Genomic DNA, 23,564 nt, shown 5'->3' on the forward strand with positions numbered 1-23,564 from the left:
TGTCCGCGCGGCTTCTTATCAGCCTTCAAAGTGCGGTCAGATAGCGTCCACACCCGTTTCGCCGGTGCGAATACGAATGACTTCCTCCACGTTGGAAACGAATATCTTGCCGTCTCCAATTCGTCCAGTCTGTGCCGCGTTGCGGATGGCCTCAATGACCGCGTCTGCATTCTCGTCGGCCAGCACAACTTCAACCTTCACCTTCGGGAGAAAGTCGACGACGTATTCCGCGCCACGATAAAGCTCGGTATGTCCTTTTTGGCGTCCAAAGCCCTTGGCCTCGGTCACCGTAATCCCTTGCAAGCCGACTTCCTGAAGGGCTTCCTTCACTTCATCCAGCTTGAACGGTTTAATGATCGCTTCGATCTTCTTCATGAGAAACCAACTCTCCGCTTCTCCCAGTCGCAGGCCCATGCCCGCCAAACAGGCCGATGCACTATTCGTGCCAAACTCTTTCACGTTTTTCAGAAAATAACACGGGTTTGCGTCAAAACTTTCCATTTTTCGGTGGATTGCCTGCTGAACGCGGTCGGCCACGTCCGGGTTTGTGCGCCTACGCCGTATCCTTGCCGAAATCGCTTCCGCCCGCCGCACCGAGCGCATGCCTGTCCACCTACTAAATAAGCATGTTTTCTGTGCATTTGATGATGTTTTGATCACTAAGATCGCGCTTGTATTTCCCCTGTTTTGCCTTTGAATAGACAAATGACCAATTCATTCGCTCATTTGCTCCTGACGCCCAACGATATGGCAGCCATCGACACGGCCGCGGCAGCATCAGGCATGTCCTCGATAGGGCTGATGGACCGCGCGGGCCGGGCTGTCGCGGCGTCGGCTCTTCGACACTTTCCCGGCGCGTTGCGCTTTGTCGTCCTGTGTGGACCCGGCAACAATGGCGGTGACGGCTATGTCGCGGCGGCGGCCTTGAACGAGGCCGGCACACGCTGCGTGGTCTACAGTCTGGGGGATCCCGCACAATTGCGCGGCGATGCCCTTGAGGCCCGTTCAAGCTGCCCCCTCGATACCCAGCCGTTGGACAGTTATGTGCCATCGCCAGGTGATGTCGTCATCGATGCGCTCTTCGGGGCAGGGCTCTCCAGAAACGTCTCCGATAGCGTGGCGGCACTCGCTGATCGTCTGGCAGCCACCAATACACCCGTGCTTGCCGTCGATCTGCCGTCTGGACTATGCGGCCGGCGCGGTGTGGCGCTTGGCGCGGCGTTGCGTGCAGATCGGACGGTGACATTCGTTGCGCGCAAGCCTGGCCACGTCCTCATGCCGGGACGCGAGCTCTGCGGTGAACTTGAGGTTTTCGATATCGGCATCCCCCGTCGAATCGTTTTGAGCAAGGCCGGCAGTCTTGCCGAGAACGCGCCGTCGATCTGGAGCTCAGCTGTGCCGTCACCATTGGGTGACAGCCACAAGTATACGCGTGGACATCTGGTCGTGTTCAGCGGTCCCGCGGACAAGACGGGCGCAGCCCGGCTTTCGGCGACGGCGGGTCTGAAGCGCGGGGCAGGGCTCGTTACCGTTGCAAGCGCAACGGCGGCCCTTTCCGTCAACGCCGCCTCGCTGACAGCAATCATGCTTCATGCAATAGACAACGTCGCCGACCTCGAAGACTGGCTGGGTTCGGCAAAGCTTTCCGCCTTCGTGCTCGGCCCGGGGTTCGGCGTTGGGGAGAAAGCCCGCAGATTCGTGCTGGCGCTGAAGGACAGGCGGCTTGTGCTGGACGCGGACGGCATTTCGTCGTTCAAGGACGAGCCCGATACGCTGTTTTCAGCATTCTCGGAGGGCGAGACGCGGCTGGTGCTGACCCCGCATGAAGGCGAGTTCGCGCGGCTGTTTCCGGATTTGGTCAAGGACAAAGAACTCAGCAAGCCGGAGAAGGCGCTGAAAGCCTCGGCGCGGGCCAACGCCGTCATCGTCTACAAGGGTGCAGACACGGTGATCGCGTCGCCCGATGGCCGCGCCCTGATCAACACCAATGCGCCGCCCTGGCTTGCCACCGCCGGCTCCGGAGATGTGCTCGCCGGAATGATCGGTGCGCTGCTCGCCCAGGGCATGCCTGTCTTCGAAGCCGCGGCCGCAGGCGTTTACCTGCATGGCGAAGCGGCCAACAGCCTGACCCCTGACATGACAGCGGAAGATCTGGCCAAAAGGGCAGGGATCATGCCGAGCAGAGAGCCCTAGTTCCTGGCGTCGAGCATCTCCTGCATGGCCATTGCGCCGCCGGGGGCGTTGACCTTCCCCTCGTGGATGAAGAAGGCGTAGACGTCGCGCGGCTTTTTGGCGGGCTTTCGCGATTCGTCGATCAAAGGCAGATCGTCGGGGACGCCACCCGCAGACCAGGTCTTCAACCTTTTTGCCCAATCTTCCATATCCGGCTTCGTGTAACAGGTTTCGATCTCGTCAGACCCTTTTTGCAGCCGCGCATAGACGAAATCAGCGCTGATATCGGCGATCATCGGATAGTCAAAGTGGTCGGCGCAGACGGGCGCGACATTGTATTTCGCGATAAGTTCGACGAATTCCGGAACCTTGAAGCTGTCGTGGCGGACCTCGACGACGTGGCGCAAAGGCAGCCCTTCCAGCGCGTCCGGCAGCAGCTTCAGAAACGCCTCGAAATCGTCAGGCTCGAATTTCTTGGTCGGCGCGAACTGCCACAGCAACGGCCCAAGATGGTCGCCGAGTTCGACGAGCCCCTGCTGCAGGAAGCGTTCGATCGATTCGCCCGCCTCGGCCAGGACCTTGCGGTTGGTAGTGTAGCGGCTGGCTTTGAGCGAGAAGATGAATCCGTCAGGCACTTCGGACGCCCATTTCGCAAAAGTCTCGGGCTTTTGCGACCCGTAATAGGTGCCGTTGACCTCGATGACCTTGAGCTTGGACGCCGCATATTCAAGCTGGCGTTTCTTCGCCAGCTTGTCCGGATAGAACGTGCCCTCCCACGGCGCGAAGGTCCAGCCGCCGATGCCTGTTCGAATTACGCCTGGTGTCATCACTCATCTCCCCGAAACAGGTATTGGCGGCGGTATAAACTATTCTGCCGCTTGGACTTTCTTGACGGGACGCCGTTCCAGAAGCTCCTTCAGGAACTGGCCGGTATAGGAGCGCTTCTCCTTGACGACCTGTTCCGGCGTGCCGCAGGCAACAATCTCCCCACCACCCGTGCCGCCTTCGGGGCCAATGTCGATAACCCAATCCGCGGTCTTGATGACTTCGAGATTGTGCTCGATGACCACGACCGAATTGCCTTGGTTGACCAGTTCGTGCAGCATTTCCAGAAGTTTCGCGACGTCGTGGAAATGCAGGCCCGTGGTTGGCTCATCGAGAATATAGAGGGTGCGGCCGGTGGCACGCTTCGACAGCTCCTTGGCAAGCTTGACGCGCTGCGCTTCGCCGCCTGAGAGCGTGTTTGCCTGCTGGCCGACCTTGATATAGCCGAGACCGACATCGAACAGCGATTGCAGCTTGTCGCGCACAGCCGGAACCGCGGCAAAGAACTCGACACCTTCCTCGACCGTCAAATCGAGGACGTCGGCGATCGACTTGCCCTTGAAATGCACGTCGAGCGTTTCGCGGTTGTAGCGTTTGCCGTGGCAGACATCACAGGTGACATAGACATCCGGAAGGAAGTGCATCTCGATCTTGATGACGCCGTCGCCCTGGCAAGCCTCGCAACGGCCGCCCTTGACGTTGAAGGAGAAGCGGCCGGGTGCGTAACCGCGGGCCTTGGCTTCCGGCAGGCCGGCGAACCAGTCGCGGATCGGCGTGAAGGCGCCAGTATACGTGGCCGGGTTGGAGCGCGGTGTGCGACCGATCGGCGACTGGTCGATATCGATCACCTTGTCGATATGCTCGAACCCGTCGATCCGATCGTGCTCGGCCGGGATTTCTCTCGCGCCCATGACGCGGCGTGCGGCCGACTTGTAGAGCGTTTCGATCAGGAAGGTCGACTTGCCGCCACCCGACACGCCGGTCACGGCGGTAAAAACGCCGAGCGGTACCGCCGCGGTAACGTTCTTGAGGTTGTTGCCGCGGGCTCCGAAAACCTTGAGTTCCTTGCCTTTTTTGACCTTGCGCCGCTCAGTGGGAACTGCGACCCCGAGTTCGCCCGACAGGTATTTACCGGTCAGTGACTTGGGGTTTGCCATGACCTGCTGCGGCGTGCCTTCGGCGACGACCGTGCCGCCGTGGATGCCGGCGGCAGGGCCGATATCGACGACGTAATCGGCGGTCATAATGGCGTCTTCGTCATGTTCCACGACGATGACAGTATTGCCGATGTCACGCAGATGCTTCAGCGTTTCGAGCAGGCGGGCATTGTCGCGCTGGTGGAGGCCGATAGATGGCTCGTCCAGCACGTAGAGCACGCCCGTGAGGCCGGAACCGATTTGCGATGCCAGACGGATGCGCTGGCTCTCGCCACCGGAGAGCGTGCCGGAGTTTCGCGACAGGCTGAGATAGTCGAGCCCGACGTCGTTCAGGAACTGAAGGCGCTCGCGGATCTCCTTGAGGATACGGACAGCGATCTCGTTCTGCTTCGCGTTCAGGTGCTCGGGGAGCGCCGCAAACCAGTCGCGTGCCATCCGGATCGACATTTCTGTCGTCTGGCCGATATGCAGCTTATTGATCTTGACCGCCAGCGCTTCCGGCTTCAGGCGATAGCCGGCACAGGACGGGCATGGAGCGGCCGACATGTAGCGCTCGATTTCCTCGCGCGCCCAGGCACTGTCGGTTTCCTTCCAGCGCCGTTCGAGATTGGGGACGATGCCTTCGAACGTCTTGGTCGTCTTGTAGGACCTGGCACCATCGGCGTAGTTGAACTCGATCTTTTCCTCGGTGCCCTCAAGGATCGCCAAGCGGGCGCTATCCGACAGCTTGTCCCAGCGGTCCGTCAGCTTGAAACCAAAGACCTTGCCGAGACCCTCGAGCGTCTGGTTGTAATAGGGCGAGGTGGACTTCGCCCAGGGCGCGATCGCGCCATCCTTCAGGGTCCGGCCGGGTTCCGGCACGATCATGTTCCGGTCCACCTTCTGCTGTGATCCGAGACCATCGCAGGTGGGGCAGGCACCGAAGGGATTGTTGAAGGAGAACAGCCGCGGCTCGATCTCCGGAATGGTGAATCCGGACACAGGGCAGGCGAATTTTTCCGAAAACAGAACCCGTTCATGGGTTTCGTTCAGCGATTTGTTGGCAGATCCACCTGCGGAGGTTTCCTTCTCCGGCAGAGGCTTGTCGGCGAACTCCGCAACGGCCAGGCCATCCGCCAGTTTCAGCGATGTCTCAAGGCTGTCGGCCAGACGCGCGGCAATGTCGGAACGCACCACAAGGCGGTCGACGACGACGTCGATGTCGTGTTTGTATTTCTTGTCGAGCGCTGGAACGTCGGCGATCTCATAGAACTGGCCATCCACCTTGACGCGCTGAAAACCCTTTTTCATCAGCTCGGCGAGTTCTTTCTTGTACTCGCCTTTGCGGCCGCGGATCATTGGCGCGAGGATATAAAGTCGGGTGCCCTCTTCGAAAGCAAGGACCCTGTCGACCATTTGGCTGACGGTCTGGCTTTCGATCGGAAGCCCGGTCGCTGGCGAATATGGAACGCCGACGCGCGCAAACAACAGGCGCATGTAGTCATAGATTTCCGTGACTGTGCCGACCGTCGAGCGGGGATTTCGCGAGGTCGTCTTCTGCTCGATCGAGATCGCCGGAGACAAGCCTTCAATCTGGTCGACGTCAGGCTTCTGCATCATCTCCAGAAACTGGCGTGCATAGGCCGACAGGCTCTCGACATAGCGCCGCTGTCCCTCGGCATAGATCGTGTCGAACGCAAGCGACGACTTGCCGGAGCCGGACAGGCCGGTCATCACGATCAGCGAGTTGCGGGGCAGATCGAGATCGATACCCTTCAGATTGTGCTCGCGCGCACCACGGATGGAAATGGTTTTGAGTTCGCTCATCGTTATGCCTTCGGGGAGGATCGAAGGTCCTTATGTAGTTATCGAAAGCCGCCTGTCGAGACGAAACTGTTGCAACGCAACCCGGTTCCGAATGCTTGACAGAACTATACGGAGAAAATAGAACAAAGAAAGAACAAAATTCACTGTGGATTAAACCTCGGCATTGCCCAATCCGGGCGGTCGATGGTTTATGGTGGGGTAATTGGTTTTCAAAGCCGCGCTTGGCGGCAAACGAGGTGAATACGATGGCGGGCAGCGTGAACAAAGTCATTCTGGTGGGCAATGTCGGCGCCGACCCGGAAATCCGCCGGACGCAGGATGGCCGCCCGATCGCAAACCTGCGCATCGCCACGTCGGAAAGCTGGCGCGATCGTACGTCGGGCGAGCGTCGCGAAAAGACAGAATGGCATACGGTCGTCGTGTTCAACGAAGGCCTCTGCAAGGTCGTCGAGCAGTATGTCAAAAAGGGTGCCAAGCTTTATATCGAAGGCGCGCTGCAGACTCGCAAATGGCAGGACCAGACAGGCAACGATCGTTATTCAACCGAAATCGTGCTGCAGGGCTTCAACTCGACCCTGACAATGCTCGACGGTCGTGGCGAAGGCGGCGGTGAGCGCGGCGGCGCACGTGGTGGCGCAAGCGACTTCGGCGGCGGTGGCGGCGGTGATTTCGGCGGCAACTACGGTGGCGGCGGCGATGACTATGATCGTCCGCGTTCCGGGGGGGGAGCACCGGCAGGGCGCGGTGCTCAGGGCAGCCAGGGTGGCCAGTCCTCCGGTGGTGGCGGCGGGAACTTCTCCCGCGACCTCGACGACGACATCCCATTCTAATCAAAAAAAAGGCGCCGCTCAGGCGCCTTTTTCATGTTCGGTTGGAGCATGAGTGGCGCGGTCCGAAAGCATCGCTACAAGCACGTCGGACTGCGAGAGTATTCCGACGAGTTTGCCGTTCTCGCCGACGATCGGCAGGTAGTGCAGGCCTTCCTCCGCAAACATGACGACCGCGTCGTTGAGCGGTGCCGACGGCTCGATCGTCCGGACCGGCGCAGTCATGATATCCCTTACGATATGGTTTGGCGCTGTTGCGCCTTGCATCATCAGGCGCAAACGCTGGCGCGGGCCGATCGTCGGGCGACCGCCGGTCCAGATTGGCTTGTCCAGAAAATCCGTCTGCGTAACGATGCCAACCACCTCAGCCTTTTCGTTGGTGACGGGCAGGGCCTTCAGACGGTGGTTGCGCATGGACTGATGCGCCTTCCCCAGGGGATCATCCGGTGACACCGCGATCACGTCGCGGGACATGACGTCGGCGCAGGTGAGGTGGCTCGCGCGCTGGCGGTAGGAGCGCAGTTCTGTCAGGCGAATAATTGTTTCGAGGTCGCTGCGATCGATATCGAGGACCTGATCATAGTCTCTGAGGACGGCGTCGAGATCCTCCCGGCGGAACCCGATACGGCCGCTCGGCGGCGGATCCTTGGTGCCGTGCGAAGGGGAAGGCGTAGCGGGCGCATGCGGATAGCGCCGGCCTGCCAGATTGTTGAGAATGATCGCAAGCAGCAGCAAAGCCAGCGAGTTGCCCAGAACCGGCCAGAGGACGAATCCGTATCCCATCGCGTGGATGGACGGGCCGCCAAGCACGGCGGTCAGGGCAATCGCACCGCTTGGCGGGTGCAGGCAGCGCAGCGCCATCATCGCCGCGATCGCTATGCCAATGGCGAGGCCCGAGGCGAGGGCAGGGTCTGGCACGAGCGCAGCGACTGTGACGCCGACAGTGGCCGAGAGAATATTGCCGCCGAGGATGGACCAGGGTTGTGCGAGCGGGCTCGAGGGGACGGCAAAGAGCAGCACGGCGGAGGCACCCATCGGGGCGATCAGTGCCGGCAATGACGGTTCGAAGCCGACGACGAGACTTCCGCCCAGTCCCGTCAGGGAAATGCCGAGCAAGGCGCCGCCCGCAGAGCGAAGCCGTTCCCTCATGCTGATCGGGTTCGGTGCCTGTCCGATGAGACGGTTCAGAATGTGCATGGATTGAGCTTTCGGCCGTCCGTCTCAGAAAGGATCAGGGTATCGCGAATGCCGACCGGATGCCATCGACCACGAACTGAACGGACAAGGCAGCGAGGATGACCCCGAGAAGCCGGGTGAGGATCGCGCGCCCTGTCACACCCAGGAAACGGTCGAGCTTTTCCGCGATCAGAAGCGTTGCGTAGAGCACCACCATGATCAGCGCGAGGACCCCGATAAGGAGTGCGCGGTCGAGAGCGCTGGTGAATGTTCCGGACAAAAGGACGGTCGCGGAAATCGCTCCGGGGCCGGCGATCAGCGGCAGGGCGAGCGGAAACACGGCGATATCGTGGATATGGTCGATCGTGATCGCCTTTTGCGACGTCTTTTCCTTTCGCTCCTGGCGCTTCTCGAAAACCATTTCGAACGAGATCCAGAACAGCAGCAGGCCGCCCGCGATCCGGAAGGCGCCGATCGAGATGCCGAGCAGGCCGAGAACGCTCGATCCGAACAGGGCAAACACCGCGAGGATCCCGAACGCGATCAGCGCACCGCGGAAGGCGACAAAGCGCCGTTGCGCCGTCGTCATGCCAACCGTCAGGCCCAGAAAGACCGGCGCCAGACCCGGCGGGTCGAGCGTGACCAGCAAAGTGGTCAACGCGTTGATGAGAGCATCGGGTGAGGCCATGGATACTCCTAGAGGACGCTCGGCTTGCCGTTCAATGATAAGATTGTTAGGACAGCCGGGCGCTTTAGGGAAGTCTTGCAACGAATGTATCCAACGATCGTGGCAAACACCTTCCAAATGCCGCAAAACCTGTTCACAACTACAAAGCAAATTCAGTGGAAATTGGCGCCCGGAGCCGCTTTCCGCTATAAAAATTCAAATGATTCCGAACAGAGATCGTGATCCGATTTGACTGAGCAAAGCACACCCGGCGGCGGAAAGCTGCCTCCAGGCATTGAACCCATTTCCATTATGGAAGAGATGCAGCGGTCCTATCTCGATTATGCGATGAGCGTGATCGTCAGCCGCGCACTTCCCGACGTTCGTGACGGACTGAAGCCGGTTCACCGGCGCATCATGTTCGGCATGTCCGAGCTCGGGATCGACTGGAACAAGAAATACGTCAAGTGCGCCCGCGTAACCGGTGACGTGATGGGTAAATTCCATCCGCACGGCAACTCCGCGATCTATGATGCGCTGGCACGTATGGCGCAGGACTGGTCGCTGCGATTGCCACTGATCGACGGACAGGGCAATTTCGGATCGATCGACGGGGATCCGCCGGCGGCCGAGCGCTACACCGAGTGCAGGCTTGAAAAGTCCGCCCATGCGCTGCTCGACGATCTCGACAAGGAAACCGTCGACTTCCGCGACAACTATGACGGCACGCTGTCGGAACCGGTGGTTCTGCCGGCGAAATTTCCGAACCTGCTCGTCAATGGCGCAGGCGGCATCGCCGTCGGCATGGCAACCAACATCCCGCCGCACAATCTGTCGGAAGTGATCGACGGCTGCATCGCGATGATGGACAATCCGGCGATCGAACTGCCTGAGCTGATGCAGATCATTCCTGGCCCGGACTTTCCGACAGGTGCGATGATCCTCGGCCGTGCCGGCATTCGGCTGGCTTACGAGACGGGTCGCGGCTCCGTTATGATGCGCGGTCGTGCGACGATCGAACCTCTGCGCGGCGACCGCGAGCAGATCATTATCACCGAAGTTCCCTACCAGGTGAACAAGGCCTCGATGGTCGAAAAGATTGGCGAACTCGTCCGCGAAAAGCGGATCGAGGGGATTTCCGATCTGCGCGACGAGTCGGACAGACAGGGTTACCGCGTCGTCGTCGAGCTGAAGCGCGATGCGAATGCCGACGTCATTTTGAACCAGCTCTACCGCTACACGCCACTGCAGACGTCGTTCGGCTGCAACATGGTGGCGCTCAATGGCGGCAAGCCGGAGCAGCTGGCGCTGATCGACATGCTGAAGGCCTTTGTGTCCTTCCGCGAGGAAGTCGTCAGCCGCCGCACGAAATACCTGCTGCGCAAGGCGCGCGAGCGTGCGCACGTGTTGGTGGGTCTGGCGATCGCCGTTGCCAATATCGATGAAGTCATTGCGCTCATCCGCCGTGCACCGGATCCTGCGACGGCGCGCGAGCAGTTGATGACGCGCCGCTGGCCGGCCCATGACGTCGAGGCTCTTATCCGGCTCATCGACGATCCGCGTCACAAGATCAACGAGGACCTGACCTACAACCTCTCCGAGGAACAGGCCCGGGCGATCCTCGAACTGCGTCTTGCCCGCCTGACGGCGCTCGGCCGCGATGAAATTGGCGACGAGCTGAACAAGATCGGCGCCGAGATCTCCGACTATCTCGACATCCTGTCGTCACGGGTTCGCATCCAGCAGATCGTCAAAGACGAACTCATCGCCGTTCGCGACGAATTCGGCACACCGCGCCGCACCGAGATCCTCGAAGGCGGTCTCGAAATGGACGACGAGGACCTGATTGCCCGCGAGGACATGGTCGTCACCGTTTCGCATCTTGGCTATATCAAGCGTGTTCCGCTGGCGACCTACCGCGCCCAGCGTCGTGGCGGCAAGGGTCGCTCCGGTATGGCGACGCGCGACGAGGACTTCGTTACCCGGCTATTCGTCGTTAATACTCATACGCCGGTGCTGTTCTTCTCCTCGCGTGGCATTGTCTACAAGGAAAAGGTCTGGCGCCTGCCGATCGGTACGCCGCAATCGCGCGGCAAGGCCCTGATCAACATGCTGCCGCTGGAAGCCGGCGAGCGCATCACCACAATCATGCCGTTGCCCGAAGACGAAACGTCCTGGGATAACCTCGACGTGATGTTCTCGACGACACGCGGCACGGTTCGCCGCAACAAGCTTTCGGACTTCGTGCAGGTTAACCGCAATGGCAAGATCGCCATGAAGCTCGAGGAAGAGGGTGACGAAATCCTTTCCGTCGAGACCTGCAGCGGTCCGAACCTCGACCTTAACGAGCCCGGCGACGACGTGTTGCTGACAACCGCGCTGGGACAGGCGATCCGCTTCCCGGTCGAAGAGGTCCGCGTCTTTGCCGGCCGTAATTCCATCGGTGTCCGCGGTATCAATCTGGCCGAAGGCGACCGCATCATCTCGATGACGATTGTCGGGCATGTCGATGCCGAGCCGTGGGAACGTGCAGCTTACCTCAAGCGCTCGGCGATCGAGCGCCGTGCTGCCGGAGTGGACGAAGAGGATATCGCTCTGGTTGGTGAGGAAGTCACCGAAGAGGGACAGCTCTCCGATGAGCGCTACGAATACCTGAAGCAACACGAACAGTTCGTGCTGACGGTTTCGGAAAAAGGCTACGGCAAGCGCTCGTCTTCCTATGACTTCCGCACCTCGGGCCGTGGCGGCAAGGGTATCCGTGCCACCGATACCTCGAAGACTGCGGAAATCGGCGAACTCGTTGCCGCCTTCCCGATCGACGAGGGTGACCAGATCATGCTCGTTTCGAATGGCGGCGTTCTGATCCGTGTTCCGGTTGGCGGCATTCGCATTGCCAGCCGTGCGACGAAGGGCGTCACGATCTTCTCGACCCACAAGGATGAGAAGGTGGTCTCCGTCGAGCGCATCAGCGAGCCTGAGAACGAAGACGAGAACGGCGAGTTGCCGGGTGAGATCTCGGCCGAAACCGGTGACCTCGGGATTGCTCCCGATACCGACACCGACGCGCCCGAAACCGATACGCCTGATGCTGACGGGGATGCGACCGAATAGGTCGCGTCCACCCGGACGGCAAAAGACGAGAAAAACGAAAAAAGCCGGAGGATGGGAAACCATCCTCCGGCTTTTGTTTGAGTAGCTCCACGGGGTTGGGCATCTCGCCAGTATTTTGCACCGGCGATCAAACTAGTGGCGCGGTGTTCGATCATTGGATTGGGATGCGACCGAGTAGGTCGCGTCCTTCCGGAGGGCAGAGGACATCAACAACGAAAAAACCGGAGGATGGGAAACCATCCTCCGGCTTTGTTTGAGCCGCTTGGCGCGGAAAGGGCATCGCGCCCTGTTCGCTACCGTTCACGAAAATAATGCTGTGGCTTGTCGCTCTAAATCTTCCCGACAACGCGCCCAAAGTTCAGGGGGAACGATTGCTGTGTCGGTGATCGCGGATGTTTCAGAGGAACGGCCAATGGGATGAAGTCCCAGTCCAGCTCCTCGCGGCAGGCGATCAATAGTAGGAGATGTCGCTGTAACGACCGGTAACCTGCGGGTAGTTGGAGCCGTCGACATCCGAGCGGTCCTGGTAGAGAGTGACCGTCGCCGTCAACATGACAGCAATCATGGCGCTCCATACGAGGTTAATCATGGTGATCTTGTCGGGCATAGCCATCTTTTTGTTTGCGATCATCATATCCGATTATCCTTTTAATTGCCTGAGCGCGTGAACTGCGCGCAGCGACACCACATTATGAGAGTGACCTATCTGAACGGCTCTGAAGCATGCTTGAATGGCGCGTTCATCTGGCGTTCAGGTTCCGGATCGCGTTTCCACTTCTCAGAGGTCTGGCGATCCGAATACGTAAATCGCGGCGTCCAATAAAAGCGCTGCAGCGATTGCAGCGAAAATCATCAAAGCCAGCATTTCCGTATCTCTCAACTCAGCGGGACGATGATCTCGCCCCGTCATGTTTGTCAGTTAAACATGAGCCGGCTGAAACGGCCTTGAACGACGCATTCATCTTTCGTTCAGTTTTTGGGAAAGCCTTGCAGCGGGCGGCCTTCCGTGACAAAAGGCCGTTGAAATTCAGCTGGAACAGGCTCCGACTTCAGTATGACGATCGCTCTTTATCCCGGCTCATTCGACCCGATGACAAACGGCCATCTCGATATTCTCGTGCAGGCGCTGAACATTGCCGAACGGGTCGTCGTGGCAATCGGCGTTCATCCGGGCAAGGTGCCGGTATTCAGCTTCGAGGAGCGCGCGGCATTGATCGCAGCGGCACTTTCGGAGGCTCTGCCTGCTCGCCGCGACAGTCTTTCGGTGGTTTCCTTCCAAGGATTGGTGATCGACGCGGCCCGGGAGCAGGGGGCGACAATCCTGTTGCGGGGCCTGCGCGACGGGACCGATTTCGACTATGAGGTTCAGATGGCCAGCATGAACCGGACAATGGCGCCAGACCTTCAGACGGTATTCCTGCCCTCTGCGGCCGCCTCCCGGCCCATAACGGCCACATTGGTCCGCCAGATCGCTGCCATGGGCGGCAATGTCGGTGAATTCGTGCCGGCTGTGGTACTGCGCGCCCTGAACGAAAAGCACAAACGCTGATTCTGCGACAAAAGATAACAGGAGTCTTCTGATGAAACTGCTTCGCCTCGCCATAGCCGGCGCCCTCGCGCTCGCTGCCACGGTCGGAACAGCCGTTGCGGCGGCAGACGATTTTCTGACCATCCAGTTGAAGGATGGCCCGGTCGTGATCCAGCTGATGCCTGAGTCGGCACCGAAGCACGTTGCGCAGGTGAAGGCGCTGGCTGCCAAGGGTGCCTATGACAACGTCATATTCCACCGCGTCATCGATGGCTTCATGGCCCAGACCGGCGACGTCAAGTTCGGCAAGCAGGGCGGCCCGAGCTTCAACGCTTCGCGCGCCGGCACCGGCGGCTCGGATCTTGCCGATCTTCCTGCAGAATTTTCCAAGACGCCATTCGAGCGCGGCACTGTCGGCATGGCCCGTTCGCAGAGCCCGAATTCTGCCAACTCGCAGTTCTTCATCATGTTCGATGAAGGCCCGTTCCTGAACGGTCAGTACACCGTAATCGGCAAGGTCGTGTCCGGCATGGAAGCCGTGGACAAGATCAAGCGCGGCGATGGCAGCAATGGCGAAGTCACCAATCCCGACAAGATGGTCAAGGTGACCGTCGGCAAGAAATAATCGGCTCACAGTCGATTGAAACGGCAATGGCCCACCGGGCTGATGTCCTGAGACAGAGATAATCAAGGAGAAATACCATGGCCGAGATCAAGGATCCCGAAAACACCCTCATCATGGAAACCACCAAGGGCAAGGTCGTCATCTCGCTCCTGCCGGACCTGGCACCTGAGCACGTTGCGCGCATCAAGGAACTTGCCCGCGAGACGGCCTATGACGGCGTTGTTTTCCACCGCGTCATTCCGGATTTCATGGCGCAGACCGGCGACGTCAAGTTCGGCAAGCAGGGCGGAGCGGACTTCAACCCTTCGCGCGCCGGCATGGGCGGTTCCGACAAGCCGGACCTGAAGGCTGAATTCTCGGCTGTATCGCATATCCGCGGCACATGCTCGATGGCCCGTTCGCAGAGCCCGAACTCCGCCAACTCGCAGTTCTTCATCTGCTTTACCGACGCTCCTTGGCTGAACAAGCAGTACACGGTCTGGGGCCAGGTCATCGAAGGCATGGACATCATCGACCTGATCAAGAAGGGCGAGCCGGTCAAGGATCCGGACTCGATCGTTTCCGTCCGCGTCGCCGCAGACGTCTGATCTAAACCGCAATCTCTGGCCCGCTCCGTCTTCTCGACGGGGCGGGCCTTGCCTATTCTGGAAGCTCTAACATCATGCGTGTCGATCTTTTCGATTTCGATCTGCCCGAGGAAAACATTGCGCTGCGGCCGGCAAACCCGCGCGACAGCGCCCGGCTGCTTGTCGTCGACGCAAGCGCCGATCCTGTCCTTTCCGACCAGCGGGTCAGTGATCTGGTGGCATTCCTGAAGCCGGGCGATGCGCTGGTCTTCAACGACACGAAAGTCATTCCCGCGCAGCTCGAAGGCATCCGTCATCGTGAAGGCGCCGGCGGTCAGCAGGTTTCGGCGACGCTGCATATGCGCACCGAACCGGATGTCTGGAAGGCGTTTGCCAGGCCCGGCAAGCGGATCAAGGTCGGCGACCGGATCGAATTTGGCGATTTGGGATCGCTGAACGCGACAGTCGAGGATAAAGGCGAGGGCGGCGAGGTGACGCTGCGCTTTGATCTTTCAGGCCCTGCGTTGGACGAAGCGATCCTGTCGGTCGGCCATATTCCGCTGCCGCCCTATATCGCCGCCAAGCGGCCCGAGGATGCGCAGGACGCGAAGGATTACCAGACGATCTATGCCCGCGAGCAGGGCGCCGTTGCTGCGCCCACAGCGGGTCTGCATTTCACGCCCGACCTGTTTGCCAGGCTGGACGCTGCAGGCGTCGAGCGGCATTTCGTGACGCTGCATGTGGGGGCAGGGACATTTCTGCCGATGAAGGTGGACGATACCGAAGACCACAAGATGCATCAGGAAATCGGTTACGTGAGTGCCGAGACCGCGCAGCATCTCAACGCCGTCAGGGCGAGGGGCGGGCGCATCGTCTGCGTCGGCACGACCTCGCTGCGGCTGATTGAAAGTGCTGCGGCTGACGACGGCACCATACTGCCCTGGAGCGGTGCGACCGGCATCTTCATCACGCCCGGCTATCGGTTCAAGGCAGTCGACATGCTGATGACCAATTTTCACCTGCCGAAATCGACGCTGTTCATGCTGGTCTCGGCTTTTTGCGGCCTGGAGACCATGCGCGCAGCCTACGACCATGCCATCTCGTCCGGCTATCGCTTTTACTCCTACGGCGACTCAAGCCTGCTTTTCAGGAACGACCGATGACCACCGAAAATTTCCAGTTCACCCTGAAGGCAACGGACGGCGGCGCCCGTCTCGGCGAAGTCTCCATGCCGCGCGGAACGATCCGCACGCCGGCCTTCATGCCGGTCGGCACCGTCGGGACCGTCAAGGCGATGTATCTCGACCAGGTGCGCGATACGGGCGCCGATATCATACTCGGCAATACCTATCACCTGATGCTGCGGCCGGGCGCCGAACGGGTTGCGCGGCTCGGTGGACTGCACAAGTTGATCCGCTGGGATCATCCGATCCTCACCGATTCGGGCGGCTTTCAGGTCATGTCGCTTTCGGCGCTCAGAAAGCTGGACGAGAAGGGCGTGACCTTCAAGAGCCATATCGACGGATCCAAGCACCATATGTCGCCGGAGCGTTCGATCGAAATCCAGGGCCTGCTTGGCTCGGATATCCAGATGCAGCTCGACGAATGCGTGGCGCTTCCGGCCGAGGCCAAGGAAATCGAGCGCGCGATGGAATTGTCGCTTCGCTGGGCAGAGCGCTGCCGGGTGGCCTTCGGGGAGCAGCCGGGCAAGGCCATGTTCGGCATCGTCCAGGGTGGTGACATTCCGGCGCTTCGCGTGCGGTCTGCCGAAGGGCTGAAACAGCTCGACCTCAAGGGATATGCGGTGGGTGGCCTTGCGGTCGGCGAGCCGCAGGACGTGATGCTGCGCATGCTGGAGGAAACGCTCCCGGTTTTGCCATCGGAAAAGCCGCGCTATCTGATGGGCGTCGGCACGCCTGACGATATCCTGAAATCGGTGGCGCGCGGTATCGACATGTTCGACTGCGTGATGCCGACGCGGGCCGGTCGTCACGGTCTCGCCTTCACCCGTCGTGGCAAGGTGAACCTTCGCAACGCACGCCATGCCGAGGATATGCGACCGCTCGACGAGGAGTCCGGCTGCCCGGCCACGCGCGACTATTCCCGCGCCTATCTGCACCATCTGATCCGCGCAGACGAATCGCTGGGCGGGATGCTGCTGTCGTGGAACAACCTCAATTACTATCAGGATCTGATGAAGGGTATTCGCGAGGCGATCGCGAATGGTCGTTTCGAGGATTTCTGTGCAGAGACCCAAGCGGAATGGGCCAAGGGCGATATCGACCCGGTCTGACAATATTCGAGCGGGCAGGGGCGGTGCCCCTGCCGACCATATTTTGGCTAGATGCCCTGGCTCGCCGTATTGCGGATCATCCGGACGCCGTTGACCTTGTAGGATCCGTCGTCCATCAGCCGCATGTCGTAGATTGCGGTCCAGTCCTTGCCCTGCTTGGCGCTGATCATCACCTCCTGCAGCACGACTTCGCCGCCGCCCACTAGTTTGGAGCGGCCGAAGGCATAGGTTCCGGCCTGATAGACAGCCTCATAGTTGTCGCGGACCATGGCGAAGAAGACTTTTTTATCCGGATAAAGACTGCGGATCCCCGGCGACGCGAGAGAATAGGCCTTATCCGCATCGTCGTTCATCAAGGCGGAGATCTGGGCGGAGATGACGGCGCGGGCGTCGGCGACCGGATCTTCGGCGTGGACGACACCTGCGGGTGACAGAAAGAGGAATGCGGCAAGAGAGGCTATTCGAAAGCGCATCTGACATTCTCCAGCATCGGCTTCCATAAAGTTTAGAGCATACTCACCAAAGGGAAAGGTGGCGTTGCGGATATTTTCAGCATCACCGCGATCTGCCCAGTCGGACGGCAAACCTTAACGCAGGGCAGGGTCCCACGTTCATGTCTTGTCGTCGTCAAAGTCGCGGTGCACCAGTGTGTCTGATGTGATTGCTTCGGAATTCCGTAATGACCCTACTTGCGCCGGCTCTGCTCTATTTCAGCAATGCTCTTCTGTTCGTTTCCCTGTTCACGCGGCTTCCGGCCATTCAGGAATCGATGGGCATCGACAAGGCGGTGCTCGGGATGGCGCTCTTGAGCGCCCCGGTTGGCACGTTTCTGGCGCTACCTCTGGCCGGACGGATCACCGATAGGCTTACGCCACGGCTGACCGCGGTCATCACGCTGCCCATTGTGGCGCTTCTGAGCCCGATCCTGGCGGCCGCGCCGTTCCCTTTATTTGTCCTCGGTTTCTTCCTGTTCGGCTTTTTTCGCACGATCTTCGATGTGTCCGCCAACATGATCTCCGCCGGTATCGAGCAGCGGACCGGCACAAAGGTTCTGGCGAGAAGCCACGGGTTCTGGTCGGTCGGGCTTCTGTTCGGATCGCTTGCGTCCGGTTTCCTCGCAGCGCAGGGCGTATCGCCCTTTGTGCAGCAGAGCGTGGCGGCGCTACTTGTCCTCGTAGCCTGCTTTGCCGTCTTCCGGGTGACGGCCGCCGACCCGGCGCCAGCTGCGCCGACGACGAAAAGAAAATCCGCATACGTCATGCCGGACAAGACCATCATCCTCATCTGCATCATGGTGTTCGGGCTCTGCATCGTGGAAGGCGCGGTCTACGACTGGGCGATCTTCTTTCTGCGCGAGGAAATGGGGGCGGATCCGGCGATGGCCGGCGTCCTCTACGCCGTCTTCACCGTCGGCATGGGACTGACGCGGCTGTCGGGCGACAAGCTGCGGGAAGTCGCAGGACCGATCTCGCTGATCCGGGGATCCGCTATCGCCGTCGCGTTCGGTATCGTGCTGCTGGTGACCGCCGCAAACCTCGTCGTTGCCGGCGTGGCGCTGTTTCTGATCGGCTGCGGGATCGCGCTGGCCTTTCCCCTGGCAGTCTCGACCACGATTGCCCGTGGCAAGGGACAGCCCTCCGACAATCTTGCAGCCCTCGCGCTGACCCTGATGCTTTCCACGATCGGGGTGCCGCCGCTTCTGGGCTTCATTGCAGAGCATGTGAGCCTGGTTGCCACCTTCGTCGTTTTGCTTCCGACCGTTCTCATCAGCTTCCTGATGGCGCCGGTGGCCGATGGGCGCCGGCCGTTTCGTCTCAGGCGTTGATCGCTTGCATGTGGAAAACCGGTCGGTTTTGGGGCAGGGGCAAGACTTGCCGGCTGATGGCCCCTAATTGGCCACATGAATGGATAATGGCTTGAGCCGACTGGACTTCGTCGCTACGACTGGATTGGCGTTTTCTGATATGACTTTCCGAAAACAGGTGGCACTGTGATCGATCCCTATGAAATTCTTGGTGTTTCGCGCGAGGCGGATGTGACGGCGATCAAGCTTGCCTACCGCAAACGGGTGAAATCCGCCCATCCCGATACCGGCGGCGATGCGGAAACGTTCGGACAGCTGAAGGCATCCTTCGAGCTCCTGAACGACCCGATCCGCCGAAAAGTCTATGACGACACCGGTTACGATCCCGAGCTTGCCGACAAGAAGGACCTGCAGGGTCTCGTCATTTTGGAGATGCTCGTCAACGAGATGATCCTCGATGAGCGCGAGCCTGGCAGCTTTGATCCGGTTTCCTCGATGCGGCGCAAGCTCACGGACCGGATCGTCAATGCGCGCTTCCATATTCTCGAGATGGAGCGCCACCGCGCCCGGATCCGCAATCACATCAACCGGATCGGCCGCAAGCCGGAAACGGATGTTCTGGGTCGCATGCTGAAATCCCGCTGCGAAACGATTGCCGATGCGATCAGCAAGGCCGATTCCGAGATCCAGACCATCGAGCAGGCCTATGGCATGCTGGACGGATACAGTTACGAGATCGAAATCGCCGAGGTAAAGGACGCGGCCGAATAGGCCGCGGACCCTCACTCGGCCATCGGGCGATCACATTTGGCGTTGCCGAAACTTCACGGATCATTTCATGACACTTGCCATCCGAGACGCCACCCGTGCCGATGCCGGAACGCTCCTGTCTTTCATCCGCGAACTCGCGATCTTCGAAAAGGCCGAGCATGAGGTTGCGGCGACCGTCGAGACGATTGAGACATCGATGTTCGGCCCGACATCTGTCACGCGCGGCCTGATCTGCGAAAGCGATGGCAAACCGGTCGGCATGGCCATCTGGTTCTTCAATTATTCGACATGGCAGGCACGGAACGGACTTTATCTCGAGGATCTCTACGTGACGCCGAACGCTCGCGGGCTCGGGGCCGGGAAGGCGCTGTTGCGGCATCTCGCGAAGATCGCTGTCGAGAGCGGGTGCGGACGGTTCGAGTGGAGCGTGCTCGACTGGAACGAACCGGCGATCGGTGTCTACGATGCGATCGGTGCCGAACCGCAGAAGGAGTGGATCCGCTACCGGATGGCGGGTGACAAGCTCAGGGACTTTGCTGACGGCTAGGCCGGGTCAGCGCGTTACCGTCGCGCGGTCAAAGGCCAGGTGAGCGCGACGAACGCCATGCCGCCAGCAACCAGAACGAAGGCCACACCCAGACTATAGTGATGGGCGACGAAACCGATGGCTGCCGGACCCATGAGAATTCCGGCGTAGCCCATCGTCGTGATGGCAGCGATCGCATGGCTGGGTGGCATTTGGGTCTGCTTGCCGGCGGCTGTGAACAGAACCGGCACGATATTGGAAGCGCCGAGCCCTACCAGAAGGAAGCCCGCAAACGCCAGGGGCTGGTTGGGAGCCAGGACTGTCAGCAGGAAACCCAGTGCTGCGAGCGTGCCGCCACCGACCACGACTTTCATGCCGCCGAGCGTTTTGACGATCCAGTCGCCCGTCAGCCGACCGACGGTCATCGCGATGGCGAACATCGTGTAGCCAAAGCCTGCCTGAGTCGGATCGACCAGGTGTGCGCCGATGAGGAACAGAGCGCTCCAGTCGAGCACCGCGCCCTCGCCAAGAAAAACCAGAAAGCACAGCAAGCCGATGAAGGCCACGATGCCGCGCGGAATGGTGAACAACGGCGCATCCCCGGTCTCCTGGTTTCCGTAGGGCAGGAGGCCCCGAAAGGATTGCGCCAGCAGGCCAAGCAGCAGCGCACTGAACATCAAGGTCGCGGTCAGGGGTGAAACGCCGGCGCCGAGCAAAAGGCTCATGCCGCCCGCGCCGACAATGCCGCCAACGCTGAACAGCCCATGGAAGCCGGACATCATGTTGCGGTCACTATCCTTCTCGACCATGACGGCCTGAATATTGATCGCGACGTCCACCGCGCCAACGCTGGCCCCGAACAGCGCCAGCGAGATCGCCATGCCGGGAAGCGTATCGGCGACCGCCAGCAGCGGGAGCACGACGGCGAGGGCGAGGGTGCTTGCCACGATGACGGCCCGGCATCCGAATCGGCTCGCGAGAATGCCGACCATTGGCATGGTCACGATAGAGCCCAGGCCAAGGCACAGGAGCAGCAGGCCAAGCGTGCCGTCATCCACGCCGATTCGAGCCTTGGCGACAGGAACCAGCGGTGCCCAGGCCGCCATGGCCGAGCCGGCAATGAGAAAGCTGGAGCGCGTGGCCCATTGGTGTCGGCCTCCGGTGCGGGGGCGTCCTTTGAGGATCTGGGCGTTCGGCATCTCGATAGCTCCTGGATTACAGCGTTGGACCTCGGAAGAGATCGTCGCCGTCCTTGATGGTGCCCTGTTTACAGAATGCGTAAGAATGTGCAAGATCGTGCAGAAACTTTCATGAGGGGGCTGGCACGTGCTGACAGAAGAGAGGCTCGACCGCATCCGCGAGCAGTTGACCGTCCGCGGCAAGGTTGTTGCGAGCGAACTGGCGACGCAGTTTGACGTGTCCGAAGACACGGTTCGCAGAGACCTGCGCGAACTCGCCAAGCTGGGTTTCTGCCGTCGAGTCTATGGTGGCGCGCTGCTGCCGACGCCGGATTTCGGCACGTTGGCTGCCAGAACCGCATTGGACACGGATCGAAAGTCGAGCCTTGCACGGGCGGCGGCGAGGCTTGTCGAAGACGGCCAGACCGTGTTCATCGACGCCGGATCCACCAATCTTGCGGTCGCGAACGCGCTCGATCCGAGCCAGACGCTGACGATCGTCACGAACGCGCCGGTGATTGCCACGGCGCTATCAGACCGACCGAACTTCACGGTCATTGTACTCGGCGGTCTGTACGATCAGGCGAAAGGCGCGTGCCTCGGGCCGCAGGCGATACGTGAAGCCATGCAGGTCTATGCGGACATGTTCATCATCGGCGTATGCGGCGTGGACAGCATCGCCGGCGTCACTGCGCTCGATCCGAGCGAAGCCGAACTCAAGCGGACCATGGTGAACCAGAGCAGCATTCTCGTTGTCGCCGCGACGGCCGAGAAGCTCGGCACAGTCGCGCCGTTCAAGGTCGCGGACACGTCGATGATCGATCATCTCATCGTGGAGGATGGCGAATTCGACCGCGGAGACTTCGCGCGGTGCGATGTCCAGGTGCATGTCGCACTAGATGGCGGTTCTCCGTCGACGTGAAGCATGTGGCGGCAACGTCCGCATCTTTCGTAGCTTCGCACGTTCGTCAAACGAGGAATTCAACGACCCATGCGCATCGCCCACGCAGCACTTTGGACCCGCGACCTCGACGCCGCTGCCGGATTTTTCGAGACCTATTTCGACGCAACGGTGGGAGAACCTTACCACAGCAAGAACAGGGTAGGGTTCACATCGAGGTTCGCCAACCTGCCCGGTGCAGAGGACCAGATCGAGCTCATGTCGGGGCCATGGGTGACGGACGCCAGAGGAGAAAGCGTTGGCTGGGACCATATCGCCATTGCGCTGGGGAGCGAGCGTGCAGTCGATGCTTTGGCGGAACGCTGCCGGCTTGCCGGCTGCCTGCGATCAGGACCCAGATGGACCGGTGACGGGTTCTACGAGGCCGTCATCGTGATGCCGGATGGTAGCGCCGTCGAGATCACCGTTTGAACGCGATGCCGACGGCGCGCAAAGTTGTTGCGTTCGGTGATCAATGTTCTGGGTACTGAAGCGTATGGGATGTGATCCGGCGGATCCGGCGCTCGCTCAGGTCAAGACCATGCTCCAGTGACACTACTGTCATCACGCACGATACGGCCTTGGACGAAACTTCGATCCGCCGCAGATCGCGCACGCCATTCACATGCGGGGAGTGTGACAGTCCAGCTTTGCAGCAACATCCAAAGATCAGATAAGATAGATTATGGAACTAGAGGATGTGGCTGGAAGCGCAATACCTTGGCCTTCTCCCTTAGAGCTGCAGATCATCCGATGTCACATCGACTTCGAACGCCAAACCGTCATAGGCCGGTTCGACATGGTCTGGCGTTTCAGCCATGACGCGATCGTAGTCCAGTGGAATATGCATGTGGGTCAGCAACGCGCGCTTTGGTGCCAGATGGCTGATCCAGTCGAGTGCCTGCTGAAGTGAAAGATGGCTCGGATGCGTGCGGTACTGGAGCGCGTCGATGATGAGCGTATCCAGACCGATCAGCTTCGGCACGGTTTCCGGCGGAAAGTCGCTGACATCGCTGCAGTAAGCGACGTTGCCGATCCGGAAGCCTAGTGAATTGATATCGCCGTGGATCTGCCTGTGCGGCTGGAAGCTGATGGCACCGCCGAGACCGTCTATGACGATCGGCGCGTCCATCGTCTCGATCAGCACCGGCTTGACGATCGGCGGATAGCTGCCGCCGGCCGGTGTTTCCAGGCAATAGCCGAAGCCCTGGCGGATGCGGTCCATCGTCGGCGGATCGGCATGGATCGGAATGCGGTGCTTCTGCAGAATGAAATAGCCGCGCAGATCGTCGATCCCGTGCAGATGATCGGCGTGTGGATGGGTGTACAGAACGGCATCGATGCGCTGGACGCTTGCGGCGATCATCTGCTCGCGAAAGTCCGGGCCGGTATCGATCACGACAACAGTTTTGCCGCCATCCGGCGCGATCTGCTCCACCATGAACGAGGCGCGCGTGCGCCGGTTCTTCGGGTTTTCCGGGTCACAATCGCCCCAGTCGCCGTTGAGCCGCGGTACGCCCGGCGAAGACGCGCAGCCGAGAACGGTAAAGCGCCGCCGATATCCGGTGCTCGTTCCGACCCGGGCCGCCATC

General features: G+C 60.4%; 22 protein-coding genes. 13 read left to right on the forward strand and 9 right to left on the reverse strand.

Features of this window, described 5'->3' with window-relative positions:
- Nucleotides 1-36 precede the first annotated feature (36 nt).
- Nucleotides 37-375 (reverse strand): P-II family nitrogen regulator, encoded by a 339-nt coding sequence (locus ACQY1J_RS12165; RefSeq protein WP_007753933.1) that lies wholly within the window; start codon nucleotides 373-375, stop codon nucleotides 37-39.
- Nucleotides 376-705: 330 nt separating this feature from the next.
- On the opposite strand from ACQY1J_RS12165, the gene ACQY1J_RS12170 reads away from it, so the two are divergent.
- A complete protein-coding gene (locus ACQY1J_RS12170) occupies nucleotides 706-2,193 on the forward strand; it encodes an NAD(P)H-hydrate dehydratase (protein ID WP_430251644.1) in 1,488 nt (495 codons plus the stop codon).
- On the opposite strand, the gene ACQY1J_RS12175 is transcribed toward ACQY1J_RS12170, so the two are convergent.
- Nucleotides 2,190-2,999 carry a DUF72 domain-containing protein gene (locus ACQY1J_RS12175; RefSeq protein WP_430251646.1) on the reverse strand — a complete coding sequence of 270 codons (810 nt, stop codon included), beginning with the start codon at nucleotides 2,997-2,999 and terminating at the stop codon, nucleotides 2,190-2,192. The genes ACQY1J_RS12170 and ACQY1J_RS12175 overlap by 4 nt on opposite strands.
- Nucleotides 3,000-3,038: 39 nt before the next feature.
- Entirely contained in the window at nucleotides 3,039-5,960 is a 2,922-nt protein-coding gene (uvrA, locus tag ACQY1J_RS12180) for an excinuclease ABC subunit UvrA (RefSeq protein ID WP_430251648.1), read from the reverse strand.
- Nucleotides 5,961-6,205: 245 nt separating this feature from the next.
- Between uvrA and ACQY1J_RS12185 the strand changes: the two genes are divergently transcribed.
- Nucleotides 6,206-6,790: a single-stranded DNA-binding protein gene (locus ACQY1J_RS12185; protein ID WP_062456831.1), complete on the forward strand. Its 585-nt coding sequence runs from the start codon at nucleotides 6,206-6,208 to the stop codon at nucleotides 6,788-6,790.
- 18 nt (nucleotides 6,791-6,808) lie between these two features.
- Here the strand turns inward: ACQY1J_RS12185 and ACQY1J_RS12190 are convergent, their stop codons facing one another.
- Both ACQY1J_RS12190 and ACQY1J_RS12195 read right to left on the reverse strand, forming a co-directional pair.
- Entirely contained in the window at nucleotides 6,809-7,984 is a 1,176-nt protein-coding gene (locus ACQY1J_RS12190) for an HPP family protein (protein ID WP_062580739.1), read from the reverse strand.
- Between the two features lie 34 nt (nucleotides 7,985-8,018).
- A complete protein-coding gene (locus ACQY1J_RS12195; protein WP_062456837.1) occupies nucleotides 8,019-8,651 on the reverse strand; it encodes a MarC family protein in 633 nt (210 codons plus the stop codon).
- Nucleotides 8,652-8,879: 228 nt separating this feature from the next.
- Here ACQY1J_RS12195 and gyrA point away from each other — a divergent pair, with 228 nt between their 5' ends.
- Nucleotides 8,880-11,741 (forward strand): DNA gyrase subunit A, encoded by a 2,862-nt coding sequence (gyrA, locus tag ACQY1J_RS12200; protein WP_113165229.1) that lies wholly within the window; start codon nucleotides 8,880-8,882, stop codon nucleotides 11,739-11,741.
- Nucleotides 11,742-12,192: 451 nt separating this feature from the next.
- Here gyrA and ACQY1J_RS12205 read toward each other — a convergent pair whose 3' ends face one another.
- Nucleotides 12,193-12,375: a hypothetical protein gene (locus tag ACQY1J_RS12205; protein ID WP_062456843.1), complete on the reverse strand. Its 183-nt coding sequence runs from the start codon at nucleotides 12,373-12,375 to the stop codon at nucleotides 12,193-12,195.
- Between the two features lie 420 nt (nucleotides 12,376-12,795).
- Here ACQY1J_RS12205 and coaD point away from each other — a divergent pair, with 420 nt between their 5' ends.
- The 5 genes from coaD (at nucleotide 12,796) to tgt (ending at nucleotide 16,753) form a co-directional block, all read left to right on the forward strand.
- A complete protein-coding gene (gene coaD / locus ACQY1J_RS12210) occupies nucleotides 12,796-13,290 on the forward strand; it encodes a pantetheine-phosphate adenylyltransferase (protein WP_430251650.1) in 495 nt (164 codons plus the stop codon).
- Between the two features lie 31 nt (nucleotides 13,291-13,321).
- A complete protein-coding gene (locus tag ACQY1J_RS12215; protein ID WP_062456848.1) occupies nucleotides 13,322-13,894 on the forward strand; it encodes a peptidylprolyl isomerase in 573 nt (190 codons plus the stop codon).
- A gap of 77 nt (nucleotides 13,895-13,971) precedes the next feature.
- Nucleotides 13,972-14,481, forward strand: a complete 510-nt coding sequence (locus ACQY1J_RS12220; protein ID WP_062456851.1) for a peptidylprolyl isomerase — start codon at nucleotides 13,972-13,974, stop codon at nucleotides 14,479-14,481.
- Nucleotides 14,482-14,555: 74 nt separating this feature from the next.
- The gene (queA, locus tag ACQY1J_RS12225) at nucleotides 14,556-15,623 is read left to right on the forward strand and encodes a tRNA preQ1(34) S-adenosylmethionine ribosyltransferase-isomerase QueA (protein WP_430251652.1); all 1,068 of its coding nucleotides are present in this window, start codon (nucleotides 14,556-14,558) and stop codon (nucleotides 15,621-15,623) included.
- Nucleotides 15,620-16,753 (forward strand): tRNA guanosine(34) transglycosylase Tgt, encoded by a 1,134-nt coding sequence (tgt, locus tag ACQY1J_RS12230; RefSeq protein WP_430251653.1) that lies wholly within the window; start codon nucleotides 15,620-15,622, stop codon nucleotides 16,751-16,753. The genes queA and tgt overlap by 4 nt, the downstream gene beginning before the upstream one ends.
- Before the next feature lie 47 nt (nucleotides 16,754-16,800).
- On the opposite strand, the gene ACQY1J_RS12235 is transcribed toward tgt, so the two are convergent.
- Nucleotides 16,801-17,226: a DUF4864 domain-containing protein gene (locus ACQY1J_RS12235; protein ID WP_092662372.1), complete on the reverse strand. Its 426-nt coding sequence runs from the start codon at nucleotides 17,224-17,226 to the stop codon at nucleotides 16,801-16,803.
- Between the two features lie 206 nt (nucleotides 17,227-17,432).
- Between ACQY1J_RS12235 and ACQY1J_RS12240 the strand changes: the two genes are divergently transcribed.
- From ACQY1J_RS12240 to ACQY1J_RS12250, 3 genes are all read left to right on the forward strand, one after another.
- Nucleotides 17,433-18,578, forward strand: a complete 1,146-nt coding sequence (locus tag ACQY1J_RS12240) for an MFS transporter (protein ID WP_430251655.1) — start codon at nucleotides 17,433-17,435, stop codon at nucleotides 18,576-18,578.
- 165 nt (nucleotides 18,579-18,743) lie between these two features.
- Nucleotides 18,744-19,328 carry a DnaJ domain-containing protein gene (locus ACQY1J_RS12245; RefSeq protein WP_113165235.1) on the forward strand — a complete coding sequence of 195 codons (585 nt, stop codon included), beginning with the start codon at nucleotides 18,744-18,746 and terminating at the stop codon, nucleotides 19,326-19,328.
- A 67-nt stretch (nucleotides 19,329-19,395) separates the two neighbouring features.
- A complete protein-coding gene (locus ACQY1J_RS12250; protein ID WP_113165236.1) occupies nucleotides 19,396-19,875 on the forward strand; it encodes a GNAT family N-acetyltransferase in 480 nt (159 codons plus the stop codon).
- 14 nt (nucleotides 19,876-19,889) lie between these two features.
- Here ACQY1J_RS12250 and ACQY1J_RS12255 read toward each other — a convergent pair whose 3' ends face one another.
- Nucleotides 19,890-21,053: an MFS transporter gene (locus ACQY1J_RS12255; RefSeq protein WP_430251658.1), complete on the reverse strand. Its 1,164-nt coding sequence runs from the start codon at nucleotides 21,051-21,053 to the stop codon at nucleotides 19,890-19,892.
- 127 nt (nucleotides 21,054-21,180) lie between these two features.
- On the opposite strand from ACQY1J_RS12255, the gene ACQY1J_RS12260 reads away from it, so the two are divergent.
- On the forward strand, nucleotides 21,181-21,954 hold the full coding sequence (locus tag ACQY1J_RS12260; protein WP_430251660.1) for a DeoR/GlpR family DNA-binding transcription regulator: 774 nt from the start codon (nucleotides 21,181-21,183) through the stop codon (nucleotides 21,952-21,954).
- Between the two features lie 69 nt (nucleotides 21,955-22,023).
- On the forward strand, nucleotides 22,024-22,404 hold the full coding sequence (locus tag ACQY1J_RS12265) for a VOC family protein (RefSeq protein ID WP_430251662.1): 381 nt from the start codon (nucleotides 22,024-22,026) through the stop codon (nucleotides 22,402-22,404).
- Nucleotides 22,405-22,705: 301 nt separating this feature from the next.
- Here the strand turns inward: ACQY1J_RS12265 and ACQY1J_RS12270 are convergent, their stop codons facing one another.
- Complete coding sequence (locus tag ACQY1J_RS12270; RefSeq protein WP_430251664.1) at nucleotides 22,706-23,563, reverse strand: MBL fold metallo-hydrolase; 858 nt, start codon at nucleotides 23,561-23,563, stop codon at nucleotides 22,706-22,708.
- Nucleotide 23,564 lies beyond the last annotated feature (1 nt).

Origin of the sequence: Neorhizobium sp. DAR64860/K0K1 (assembly GCF_050500205.1) — a bacterium.
In the GTDB taxonomy this organism is placed as follows: Bacteria; Pseudomonadota; Alphaproteobacteria; order Rhizobiales; family Rhizobiaceae; genus Neorhizobium; species Neorhizobium soli.